9 protein-coding genes are annotated in these 11743 nt (G+C 74.8%); 4 read left to right on the top strand and 5 right to left on the bottom strand.

Features of this window, described 5'->3' with window-relative positions; genetic code table 11:
* From ACTUAL_RS30385 to ACTUAL_RS30370, 4 genes are all read right to left on the bottom strand, one after another.
* Window positions 1-860 (bottom strand): class I SAM-dependent methyltransferase (locus ACTUAL_RS30385; protein WP_440902642.1); only part of this gene is annotated, 860 nt, incomplete at its 3' end.
* Between the two features lie 2 nt (window positions 861-862).
* Entirely contained in the window at window positions 863-1858 is a 996-nt protein-coding gene (locus ACTUAL_RS30380) for a class I SAM-dependent methyltransferase (RefSeq protein ID WP_096496719.1), read from the bottom strand.
* Complete coding sequence (locus ACTUAL_RS30375; RefSeq protein WP_096496720.1) at window positions 1848-2627, bottom strand: enoyl-CoA hydratase/isomerase family protein; 780 nt, start codon at window positions 2625-2627, stop codon at window positions 1848-1850. The genes ACTUAL_RS30380 and ACTUAL_RS30375 overlap by 11 nt, the downstream gene beginning before the upstream one ends.
* Before the next feature lie 137 nt (window positions 2628-2764).
* On the bottom strand, window positions 2765-3559 hold the full coding sequence (locus tag ACTUAL_RS30370) for an ABC transporter ATP-binding protein (RefSeq protein WP_096498070.1): 795 nt from the start codon (window positions 3557-3559) through the stop codon (window positions 2765-2767).
* Window positions 3560-3780: 221 nt separating this feature from the next.
* On the opposite strand from ACTUAL_RS30370, the gene glgX reads away from it, so the two are divergent.
* From glgX to ACTUAL_RS30350, 4 genes are all read left to right on the top strand, one after another.
* Window positions 3781-5883, top strand: coding sequence for a glycogen debranching protein GlgX (gene glgX, locus ACTUAL_RS30365; protein WP_096496721.1), 2103 nt, complete (start codon window positions 3781-3783; stop codon window positions 5881-5883).
* A gap of 386 nt (window positions 5884-6269) precedes the next feature.
* A complete protein-coding gene (locus ACTUAL_RS30360; RefSeq protein WP_096496722.1) occupies window positions 6270-6866 on the top strand; it encodes a cysteine dioxygenase in 597 nt (198 codons plus the stop codon).
* A gap of 140 nt (window positions 6867-7006) precedes the next feature.
* Window positions 7007-7465: a rhodanese-like domain-containing protein gene (locus ACTUAL_RS30355; RefSeq protein ID WP_440902643.1), complete on the top strand. Its 459-nt coding sequence runs from the start codon at window positions 7007-7009 to the stop codon at window positions 7463-7465.
* A gap of 245 nt (window positions 7466-7710) precedes the next feature.
* Entirely contained in the window at window positions 7711-8823 is a 1113-nt protein-coding gene (locus tag ACTUAL_RS30350; RefSeq protein ID WP_440902641.1) for a hypothetical protein, read from the top strand.
* A gap of 72 nt (window positions 8824-8895) precedes the next feature.
* On the opposite strand, the gene glgP is transcribed toward ACTUAL_RS30350, so the two are convergent.
* Window positions 8896-11403 carry an alpha-glucan family phosphorylase gene (gene glgP / locus ACTUAL_RS30345; RefSeq protein ID WP_440902640.1) on the bottom strand — a complete coding sequence of 836 codons (2508 nt, stop codon included), beginning with the start codon at window positions 11401-11403 and terminating at the stop codon, window positions 8896-8898.
* Window positions 11404-11743 lie beyond the last annotated feature (340 nt).

Here is an 11743-nt window from a genome sequence, read left to right as displayed (position 1 = left end):
TGGCGCGCCGCGTAGTGCCGCACCAGGCCGGCCCGCACGACCGCGCCGTCCGGGTCCACCAGCCACTCGCCCGGTTCGGCCACCGGGCAGTCGTCCGGTTCCGCGTCGGTCAGGGTCCACGGCTCGCCGCCGGTGCGCAGCACGGTCGCCCGCCGCGACACGCCCGGTGTGGCCAGGCCCCGCGTCCACAGGCACGCCTCGCGCACCTGCCCGTCCAGCGACACCACCTCGACCTCGTCGGCCCACGGGGCGACCGCGAAGTCCACGCCCGGCGCGCACTTCACCGCCAGGTCCCGATCGGCACACGCCTGCGCGAGGCCGTCCAGCGGCGGGAGGAAGTCCGACGGGCGCCAGGTGCGCCGCCCCGCCGAGTCGCGGCGCGCCGGGTCGGCCAGCAGCGGGACGCCGCGCGAGGCCGGGCGCAGCGCGTCCGCGAGCGCCAAGCCCACGTCCGGGCCGAGGTTGTGCCTGGCCATCGCCAACCGCACCGGGTCCAGGTCGGAGCCGATCGAGCCCTCCGGCAACCACGCCAGCTCCGCGCCGATCGAGCAGGTCAGGTCGTGCACCGGCCCGGTGAAGCGGGACGCCCGGTGCCGCGCCACCGGGGCCGCGGTGGCCTGCTGGAGCGCGTCGTCGGTGTACAACCCGTCCACGAAGTCCACTTTGGACGGAGCTTTCCGCCGCAGCAGCAGCGTTTCCAGCACCGCCGCGAAGAACTCCCCGGCCTCCCGCCGGGCCGCCGCCACGTCCGCGAGGCGCGACGCGTCGGTCAGCGGCAGCCCGGACAGCGCCGACAGCGCGGCGCACCCGGCGTCGGAGCGCAGGTACGCCACGTCGTCGAGGCTGAAGCCGTACCCCACGACTAGACCTTGCGGCCCGTCACGGACACGTTGTAGAACACCTCGCGCGGCAGGACCTTGGCCAGCACGTTCTCATCCACCCAGGACAGCCGCTGCCACGTCCGGTAGGCGAACATCGCCCACCCGAACCCGAGCTTCTCCCTGGGCACGGCCGCCTCGAAGGTGCGCACCGGCCACCCGAACAGCGCCGCCGACAGCTCCTCCGTCACCGCCTTGACCTGCTCGGCCCCCGCCTCCCGCGCGACCTCCTCCAGCGAGCCGGGGTCGAACGTGTGCAGGTCCACCACGGCCTCCAGCGCCGCCGCGCGCGAGGACTCGTCCAGCTCCTCCTGCGGTCGCCGCCAGTCGTCCAGGCCGGGCACGACCTTGGTCAGGTTCGTGGTGGCCCACCAGGTGAGCTGCCCGAGCTTGCGCGCGTAGAAGTTGCCGATGTTCGTGGGGTCGCCCGCGAACACGAACCGCCCGCCGGGCTTGAGCACCCGCAGCACCTCGCGCATCGCGGCGGGCACGTCCGGGATGTGGTGCAGCACCGCGTGCCCGACCACGAGGTCGAACGTGTTGTCGTCGTACGGGATGCGCTCGGCGTCGGCGACCCGCCCGTCCACGTCCAGCCCGAGGTTCTGCGCGTTGCGCAGCGCCACCTCGACCATGCCGGGCGACAGGTCCGTCACCGAGCCCTTCTCGATCACCCCGCCCTGCATGAGGTTCAGCAGGAAGAACCCGGTGCCGCAGCCCAGCTCCAGCGCGTGCTCGTACGGCCCCGTGCCGCCGGAGACGGCGCGGAACCGGTCCACGGCGTAGGTGATGCAGCGCTCGTCGTAGGAGATGGACCACTTCTCGTCGTAGGTCCCCGCCTCCCAGTCGTGGTACAGCACGTTGGCGAGCTTGGGGTCGCCGTAGGCGGCCTTCACCTCGTCCTCGGTGGCGTGCGGGTGCGGCTTCGGGTCGGTCTGGGGGGCCTCGACGCCGGTGGTGCCGGTCGTGGGGTCACTTGCCACTGAACTCCGCCTTTCCGGGCCCGTTCTCGATGAACGACCTCATGCCGGTCTTCTGGTCCTCGGTGGCGAACATCGCCGCGAACAGCTGGCTCTCCAGCCGGAGCCCGCTGCCGAGGTCGGTGTCCAGCCCGCCGTCGATCGCGGCCTTGGCGGCGGCGTAGGCCCGCGCGGGCCCCGCCGTGAACTGCCCGGCCCACCGCAGCGCGGCGGCGTGCACGTCGTCCGGGGCCACCACCTCGTCGACCATGCCGATGCGCAGCGCCTCCTCGGCGCCGACGAACCGGCCGGTGTAGATCAGGTCCTTGGCGCGGGACGGCCCGATCAGCCGGGGCAGCCGCTGCGTGCCGCCCATGCCGGGGATGACGCCGAGCAGGATCTCGGGCTGCCCGACCTTGGCGTTGTCGCCCGCGATCCGCCGGTCCGCGCACAGCGCCAGCTCGAACCCGCCGCCCAGCGCGTAGCCGGTGATGGCCGCGACGGTCGGCTTCGGGATCTCCTCGACGGCCCGCAGCGCGGAGCTGAACCCGGCGGCGCGCTCGGCCATCTCGGCGTAGGACAGGTCGGCCATCTCCTTGATGTCCGCGCCCGCCGCGAACACCTTCGGACCGCCGTAGACGACCACCGCGCGCACGTCGGCCCGCGCGGACGCCTCGGTGGCGGCGGCCCTGATCTCCTCCTGGACCTGCCGGTTGAGGGCGTTCATCGGCGGCCGGTCGAGCCGGATGGTTCCGATCCCGTCGGAGACTTCGAGCCGTGCGAACTCAGCCACAGGTCCTCCTCGACCTCACTCGGGCGCCGCGCCGCCGGGTGGGACCGGGGCGCGCGGGACGCGGTCGCGCGCGGGCGCGCGAGGGCCGCCCGAGGCACGCGCGTGCCTGCCGGGCCCGAACCGCGAGCACGACGCTACTACTCGGTAGCCCCCGCTCCGGCGGCACCGGCCTTGCGCCGGGCGAAGTAGCGGTCGCCCGCGCGCTGGAGCTCCAGCGGCTGGTCGAAGGTCTTCGCCAGGTTGTCCTCGGTGAGCACGTCGTCCAGCAGGCCCTGCGCGACGACGGCGCCCTCGCGCAGCAGCAGCGCGTGCGTGAAGCCCGGCGGGATCTCCTCGACGTGGTGCGTGACCAGCACGCTCGCCGGCGCGTCGGGGTCGAGCGCCAGCTCGGACAGCCGGGCGACCAGGTCCTCGCGGGCCCCGAGGTCGAGCCCGGACGCGGGCTCGTCCAGCAGCAGCAGCTCCGGGTCGGTCATCAGCGCCCTGGCGATGAGCACGCGCTTGCGCTCGCCGTCGGACAGGGTGCCGAACTCGCGCTCCGCCAGGTGCTCGACGCCCAGGGTCCCCAGCAGCTCGCGGGCCCGCCCGGTGTCCAGCTGGTCGTAGTGCTCGCGCCAGCGGCCCATGATCGCGTACCCGGCGCTGACCACCACGTCGACGGCCTTCTCGTCGCGCGGGATGCGCCCCATGAGCGCGTTCGTGCACAGGCCGATGCGGGTGCGCAGCTCGAACACGTCGGTGCGCCCGATCCGCTCGCCCAGCACCGTCAGCTCGCCCTCGCTGGGGTGCACCTCGGCGCTGGCCAGCCGGAGCAGGGTGGTCTTGCCCGCCCCGTTCGGGCCGAGCACCACCCAGCGCTCGTCCAGCTCGACGCCCCACTCGACGCCGCCGACCAGAGTGGCCTGCCCGCGCCGGACCGACACGCCCCGCATGTCGATGACCAGATCCTCGTTCTCCACGCCGCCCCGCCTCGCCAGACACCAACGCCACCCCCATTGTTGTGGAAAGCGGGCCGCGCGCCGAACAGCGGGGTGAGCCCATCCGGGTGGCGGTGACCGGGATCACCGGCGAAGTGGCTGATCGTGCCCGCGCGAGCGCGGTCCGCCGCCCTCCCGGCCCAGCCGAAACGATCAAATCCTGCGACCATCGACGCATGGCTGCCGAACCCATCGTGCTCGCGGGCCGCCCGTTCCCCCTGGGGGCCCACCCGGAGGCGGGCGGGGTCCGCTTCGCCGTGTCCGCGCCCCCGGCGCACGCCGTCGAGGTGTGCCTGGTCGACGAGGACGGGGCGGAGCGCAGGGTGGAGCTGACCGAGCGGACGTTCGGCGTCTGGCACGGCCTGATCCCCGGCGTCACCCCCGGTCAGCGCTACGGGTACCGGGTGCACGGCCCGTACGACCCGTCGCGGGGGCTGCGCTGCAACCCGGCGAAGCTGCTCGTCGACCCGTACGCGCGGCGGGTCACCGGCAAGGTGACCGACCTGGACGCGGTGCTGGGCTACGCGGGCGACCCGATGCTCGGGCCGCCGTCCGCGGTGGACTCGCTGGGGTCCGCGCCGCTGTCCGTGGTGGCCTCGCCGGGCGGGCCGGACACGGGCGTGAAGCCGGAGGTGCCGTTCGAGGAGGCGGTGCTGTACGAGCTGCACGTGCGCGGGTTCACGAAGCTGCACCCGGACGTCCCGCCGAAGCTGCGCGGCACCTACCTGGGGCTCGCCCACCCGGCGGCCGTGGAGCACCTGGTGCGGCTGGGCGTGACGTCGGTGGAGCTGCTGCCGGTGCACGCGTTCATCGACGAGCAGGGCCTCACCCGCGCGGGCAGGCGCAACTACTGGGGGTACACGCCGCTGTCGTACTTCGCGCCGCACCCGGACTACGCGTCGGTGCCCGGCGAGGAGGTCGAGGAGTTCCGCACGATGGTGGCGGCGCTGCACGCGGTCGGCATCGAAGTGATCATGGACGTGGTGTTCAACCACACCTGCGAGGGCGGCCCGGACGGCCCGACGCTGTCCTACCGGGGGTTCGACGCGCCCGGCTACTACCTGCACACCGACGGCGGCAGCACGCTCGACATCACCGGCTGCGGCAACACCCTGGAGGCCGGGTCGCCGCAGGTGGTGCGGATGGTCACCGACTCGCTGCGGTACTGGACCACCGAGATGGGCGTGGACGGGTTCCGGTTCGACCTGGCGTCCACGCTCGGCAGGCCCGGCGGCGGCTGGTTCGACCGGTCGTCGGCGATGCTGACCGCGATCACCTCGGACCCGGTGCTGTCCACCTGCAAGCTGATCGCCGAGCCGTGGGACGCCACCGGCGACGGCTACCGGGTCGGCGACTTCGGGGTGCAGTGGGCCGAGTGGAACGGGCGGTACCGGGACACCGTGCGGGACTTCTGGCGCGGGTCGACCGGGGTGCGCGACCTGGCCTACCGGCTGTCCGGGTCCTCCGACCTGTACGCCGACGACCTGCGGCGGCCCTGGCAGTCGATCAACTTCATCACCGCGCACGACGGGTTCACCCTGCGCGACCTGGTCTCGTACAACCACAAGCACAACGAGGCCAACGGCGAGGACAACCGCGACGGCACCGACGACAACCGGTCGTGGAACTGCGGCGTCGAGGGCGAGACCGACAACCCGGCGGTGCTGGCGCTGCGGGCGCGGCAGGCCAGGAACCTGCTGGCGGTGCTGCTGCTGTCCACCGGCACGCCGATGCTGACGGCGGGCGACGAGCTGTGGCGCACGCAGGGCGGGAACAACAACGCCTACTGCCTGGACGACGAGACGTCCTGGGTGGACTGGGCGCCCACGCCCGAGGGCGACGCGATGACGGCGTTCACCCGGCGGGTGATCTCGCTGCGGGCGGACAGCCCGGCGCTGCGACAGCCGGAGTTCTTCGAGGGGCGGCGGCACGGCGAGCCCGACCTGGTGTGGTTCCGGGCCGACGGCGAGGAGATGGCGGAGACCGACTGGTTCGACGAGGGCAGGCGGTTCCTGGGGATGTGGATCGACGGGTCGACGAGCCTGTCGCGCACCAGGGACGGCGAGCTGGTGTCGGACGACTCGTGGCTGCTGCTGGTGAACGCGGCGGCGGACGCGGTGGACGTGCGGCTGCCGTCGGCGGAGTACGGGACGCGGTACGAGCCCGCGCTGGACTCCAGCACCCCGGACGGGGCCCCGGCGGCGGGCGGGGCGCTGGCGGCGGGGGCGTCGCTGTCGCTGATGGGGCGGTCGCTGGTGCTGCTGCGGGTGCCGGAGTAGGGGGCCGGTCCGGGGGCGCCGGGGCGGCGCGGGGCAGGCCCGGTACCGCCGGGCGCCGCCTCGTGGGGCGGGGCGGCGGGCCCAGCGGGTGCGGCCGGACTCCGGACCACGGACGGCGGAACCTCGGCGGCGGAGGTTTTCCTGACTGGTGGGAGCAGCCGCGTGGAACGCCGCGACGTGCGACGATGCGTCCGTGGCCCTGTTCTGGAGCGACCGCACGGTCGACCTGCTGCTGGTCGCCTCCTGCGGCTGTAGCGGGACGCGACGCGCTCCCGGCCGCTGAGCGATCGGCTCGCCGCCACCCGCCCGCGCGCTTCGCCGCCGCGGGTCCCAGCGTCGCGTCTCCCCCACGTCAGCACCCCCGAACGTGGCACCCAGGAGCCGTCATGCCCACGACCCAGATCCGCCCCGTCGGCGAGGCCGCCGCCGACCTGCACCCCCGGTTCGACGCGGACGCCCTGCGCGCCCTGCTGCACCCCGGCCGCGACCTGTGGACCCCGTCGCAGCTGCGCGGGTTGACCGCCTCGGTGGCGTCGGGCTTCCGCGCCGAGCTGACCGACCTGGTCCGGTACACCCGCCCGCAGCGCTGGTGGGCGCGCCTGGGCCTGACCGAGGGCGTCGAGCTGTGGCTGCTGTCCTGGGCGCCCGGCCAGGGCACGGAGCCGCACGACCACGGCGGCGCGGCGGGCTCGTTCACCGTGCTGGAGGGCGAGCTGCACGAGGACTTCCGGCACCCCGGCGGCCAGGTCGGCACCGCGACCCGGCGGGCGGGCGCCGCGCTGGGCTTCGGCGCGGGCCGGGCGCACCAGGTGCGCAACACCTCGGGGGCGAACGCGTCGAGCGTGCACGCCTACTCGCCCCCGCTGGTCCCGACCCGCGACTACCGCAGCCTGTGGGACATCCCGACCACCATCCCGCCCCTGCCCGCGCACCGGCTCCCCCTGGACCGGCTGCGCGAGCTGGCCGACCTGGAGGGCCCGTGAGCGAGAGCGAGCTGCACACCGCACATCCGGAGGACGCAGGGGCGGGGAGGGCGGAAGCGAGGGGCGCAGAGGCGGGCGAGGTGGGCCCGGCGGGCGCGAGCGCGGGGGCCGCAGGCGCGGCGGGCGCGGGCTTGGCGGATGTGGGCGCGGGTTCGGCGGGCGCGAGCGCGCTGGACGCGCGGTTGGCGCGGGCGCGGGAGGGCCTCGACCGGTTGTCCCCGCAGCGCCTGCACGAGCTGCTCGGCGACGCGCCCGGTGCGGGGTCCGGTGCGGGGTCCGGGCGCGCCGCCGACGTGCTGGTGGTCGACATCCGCCCCGAGCACAACCGGGCCGCCGAGGGCGAGATCCCCGGTTCGGTGCCGGTGGAGCGGATCGTGCTGGAGTGGCGGCTCGACCCGTTCGGCGGGTTCCGGCTGCCGGGCTTCACCGCCGCGACCCGCGTGGTGGTCGTCTGCAACGAGGGCTACGCCTCCTCGCTGGCCGCCCGCGACCTGCGGGAGCTGGGCCTGCCCCTGGCCACCGACCTGGCGGGCGGCTTCCGGGGCTACGCGGCGGCGGGCCTGCCCGTGCGCCAGGGCCCCACCGACGCGGTCCGCTGACCCCGCGCCCACCACCCGCGCACCTCCCCGCAGCGCCCCGCCACCCGCGCCCCACCGCGGGCACAACGCCGTCCACGCCCCACCGCGCAACCCGCCGCCCGCACGCCCCCTCACCCCTTCGGCCCACCACCCTCGCCCGATCGGCCCGCCGAACCACCCGTTCCCCGCCCGTTCCCGGCCCGCTCCCCCACCGCTCACGCGTTCGGGTTACCGATGTCGCCGGGAGCGGGTAGCGTCCGCACACCGTGTGGAAGCTGCTGACCGCCCTGGTCCCCCTGACGCTCCTGCTCTGGGGCCTGTCCGGTTACCCCCTGGCCCTGCTGGGGGCGGTGCTCGGCGGGTTCGCCTGCCTGGCGCTGCTCGTGCTCGGGCAGGTGCTCGGCGCGCTGGCCCGGTCCGTCCGGGTCTCCCAGCTGACCATCGGCGTCGGCTCCGAGCTCAAGACCTGGAACGGCGAGGGCCGCCGGGTCGTGCTGCGGAGCATCCCGCTGCTGTTCACGGTCATCCTCACCTCGGTGAAGTCACCCGCCCGCCCGCGCCTGTGGGGCACCGCCCTCACCGCCGTCCTGCTCACCGCCGCCGCCGTCGCCGCCGCCTGGTTCGCCGCCTCGAGCCCCCTCGCGCGCGGGTTCGCCGTCGCGGGCACGGCCGTGCTGGTCAACGCGCTGGTCCCCCGCCGGGGCGCGGGCCTGACCTCGATGGGCTGGTTCCTGTTCGCGCTGCCCCGGCTGTCCGGCAGGCCGCTGGCCGAGCTGGAGGCCACCCCCGCCGTCAACCGGGCGGTGACCGCGCTGGAGTCCGGCGACCTGGACGAGGCCGAGCGCATCGCCGACGAGCTGGTGGCCGCGCACCCCGACCTGCTGGTCGCGATCGGCTCCAAGACCGGCGTGCTCACCCTGCGCGGCAAGCACGCGGAGGCGTTGAAGCTGGTCAGCTCCCTGGTCGGCCGCCCCGACCTGAACCAGCGCGACATGGCGTTCCTGATGGCCGAGATGGCCAGCACCACCGCGAACGCCGTGGAGGCCGGGATGCTGCCCGCCGAGGTCGGGCTGGGCGCGGCGCAGCGGGCGCTCGACGGCGCGATCCAGCTCGGCTTCCCGTCCTACCGGTGCAGCGGCGTCGTCGCCCAGCTGTCCCTGATCACCGGGGACGTCGAGACCGCCCTGCGGATGGCGCGCCAGGCGGCCGAGGTGAGCGAGAGCTCGCTCTCCCGCGCCGACGCGCTCGCCTCGGTGGCCAGGGCGCACATGGCGGCGGGCGACAACGCCGCGGCCCGCGAGGCGCTCGCCGAGGCCGAGCGGCTGGCGGGCTGGTCGCCCAGGGTCGCGGAGACCTCGGCCCGGCTGAACATCGCCTGACCCCGGCGCGGGACGAGAGCGGGCGCCGGACCCCGAGGTCCGACGCCCGCCCGTCACCGCGGGACCCGGCGGCTACCCCGCCAGCACCACGCGCCCCAGCTCGGCCCGCGAGGCCAGCAGCTCGTGCTTGGGCAGCACCCGGACGGTGTACCCGACGCCGCCCGCGTGCGGCAGGGTCAGGTCGGCCTCGTAGTCCTCGCCGCCCACGTGCCGCATCGGGGTGGTCACCGCGTCGACCAGCTCGTCGCCGTCGCCGACCCGCCCCAGCACCGCCTGCACGTCCACCTCGCCCGGCTCCAGCCCGGCCAGGTCGACCCGCGCCCGCACCGACACCGGCGCGCCCAGCACCGGGGTGCCCTCGCCGAGCCGGATCTCCGAGTCGAGCACCCGCACCCGCGCCCACGACGACCGCAGCCGCTGCCGGTACGCCGACAGCTCCTTCGCGCCCCGGTACCCGTCCCCGACCACGGCCTCGGCCGACCCGGCGGCGGGCGCGTACAGCTCCTCCACGTACTCCCGCACCATCCGGGACGCCTGCACCGACGGCCCGAGCGAGGCCAGGGTGTGCCTGACCATCGCCAGCCAGCCGCGCGGCGCCCCGTCGGTCCGGTCGTAGAACAGCGGGGCCACCTGGTTGCCCAGCAGCTCGTAGAGCGCCGTCGCCTCCAGGTCGTCGCGCCGGGTCGGGTCGCCGACGCCGTCGGCGGTGGGGATGGCCCAGCCGTTGGACCCGTCGTACAGCTCGTCCCACCAGCCGTCGCGGATCGACAGGTTCAGGCCGCCGTTGAGCGCCGACTTCATGCCGGACGTGCCGCACGCCTCCAGCGGGCGCATCGGGTTGTTCAGCCAGACGTCGCAACCCCAGTAGAGGAACCGGGCCATCGACATGTCGTAGTCCGGCAGGAACACGATGCGGTGGCGCACGCCCGCGTCGTCGGCGAACCGCACGATCTGCTGGATGAGCGCCTTGCCGCCGTCGTCGGCCGGGTGCGACTTGCCCGCCACGACCAGCTGCACCGGCCGCTCCGGGTGCAGCAGCATCGACCGCAGGCGTTCGGGGTCGCGCAGCATGAGGGTGAGCCGCTTGTACGTGGGCACCCGCCGGGCGAAGCCGACGGTGAGCACGTCCGGGTCGAACACGTCGTCGGTCCAGCCCAGCTCCAGCGCGGACGCCCCGCGCTGCAACCACGACGCCCTGGTGCGCCGCCGCACCTCGTCGACCCGCTTGCCGCGCAGGCGCCCGCGCAGCTCCCACAGCTCCTCGTCGGAGATCTCCGCGCCCTCGACCACGGCGCTCATCCGGGCGTCCGCCCAGGTGGGGCCGTGCACGCCGTTGGTGACGGAGCCGATGGGCACCTCGGCGGTGTCGAAGCCCGGCCACAGGCCGCGGAACATGTCCCGGCTGACCGTGCCGTGCAGCTTGGAGACGCCGTTGGCGCGCTGCGCCAGCCGCAGGCCCATGTGGGCCATGTTGAACAGGCCGGGGTTCTCCTCGGCGCCCAGCGCGAGGACCCGCTGGGTGCTCACGCCCGGCAGCAGCTCCTCGTCGCCGAAGTAGTGCTGCACGAGGTCGACGGGGAACCGGTCGATGCCCGCGGGCACCGGGGTGTGCGTGGTGAAGACGGTGCCCGCGCGGACGGCGGCGAGGGCCTGGTCGAAGTCCAGCCCGTCGCCGGTGACCAGCTCGCGGATGCGCTCCAGGCCCAGGAACCCGGCGTGGCCCTCGTTGGTGTGGAACACCTCGGGGCGGGCGTGGCCGGTGGCCTCGCAGAACGCCCGCACGGCGCGCACGCCGCCGATGCCCGCGAGGATCTCCTGGCGGATGCGGTGGTCCTGGTCGCCGCCGTAGAGGCGGTCGGTGACGCCGCGCAGGTCGTCGTCGTTGTCCTCGACGTCGGAGTCGAGCAGCAGCAGCGGCACCCGGCCGACCTGCGCCTTCCACACCTTGGCCCGCAGCACCCGGCCGCCGGGCATGGTCACGTGGACCAGCACGGGCGCGCCGGAGCGCTCGGTGACCAGCTCCAGCGGCAGGGCGCGCGGGTCGAGCACCGGGTAGTGCTCCACCTGCCAGCCGTCCAGGGACAGCGACTGCCGGAAGTAGCCGGAGTGGTAGAGCAGGCCGACGGCGATGAGCGGGACGCCCAGGTCGGAGGCGGCCTTGAGGTGGTCGCCCGCCAGCACGCCGAGGCCGCCGGAGTAGTTGGGCAGCGCCTCGGTGACGCCGAACTCCATGGAGAAGTAGCCGATCGCGGACGGCAGCGGGGCGCCGTCGCCCTGCTCGGCGCGCCTGCGCTGGAACCAGCGGTCGTCGGTGAGGTAGCGGTCGAGGTCGTCGGCGGCGGCCCGCAGGCGGCCGAGGAACTCCTCGTCCCCGCTCAGCGATTCCAGCCGGTCGGGCGAAGCCGTGGACAGGACGCGCAGCGGGTCGCCGCTCTCGGCCCAGAGCCCCGGATCGACCGAGGCGAGGAGGTCCTGCGTGGGCTGGTGCCAGGTCCAGCGCAGGTTGGTGGCGAGGGTGCCGAGTGCCGACAGCGGCTCGGGGAGGCTGGCTCGGACGGTGAACCGGCGTAGTGCTCGCATGGCGTCGGACCTTATCCCCCATCCAGCGGTGTCGGGCAATGGTCACCCGAACCGATGCAGTGAACGATCCAGCGCTACCAGCGGTGACACCCCCCGAGCGGGCTTTCCGCAAACGGGCGGTCACCGTCTTCCCCGGAAGGGCTTTCGCCCGAACGGACCAGCCCCTCCGGGTGGGTCGCGCTCCGCCGAGCACCGGCCGGGTCGACCCCCCGCACGGGGTCGGCCGTCCGGGTGGCGCGCGCCCCGGCGGCAACCCGGCGCGCCGGTCCGTCCCAAGAGGACGGTCACCCGGCCGCGCCCCGACGGCGGGAGGCTCCACAGTGGACCGACCACCCCCGGT

Source organism: Actinosynnema sp. (assembly GCF_052038725.1).
This window is presented reverse-complemented; position numbering and strand designations above follow the sequence as displayed.

Bases quoted from the DNA above. Each gene is read 5' to 3' on its own strand.
- ACTUAL_RS30370 (WP_096498070.1), bottom strand. From the start codon at position 3,559: ATGCGGGGCGTGTCGGTCCGGCGCGGGCAGGCCACTCTGGTCGGCGGC.
- glgX (WP_096496721.1), top strand. From the start codon at position 3,781: ATGGCTGCCGAACCCATCGTGCTCGCGGGCCGCCCGTTCCCCCTGGGG.
- ACTUAL_RS30360 (WP_096496722.1), top strand. From the start codon at position 6,270: ATGCCCACGACCCAGATCCGCCCCGTCGGCGAGGCCGCCGCCGACCTG.
- glgP (WP_440902640.1), bottom strand. From the start codon at position 11,403: ATGCGAGCACTACGCCGGTTCACCGTCCGAGCCAGCCTCCCCGAGCCG.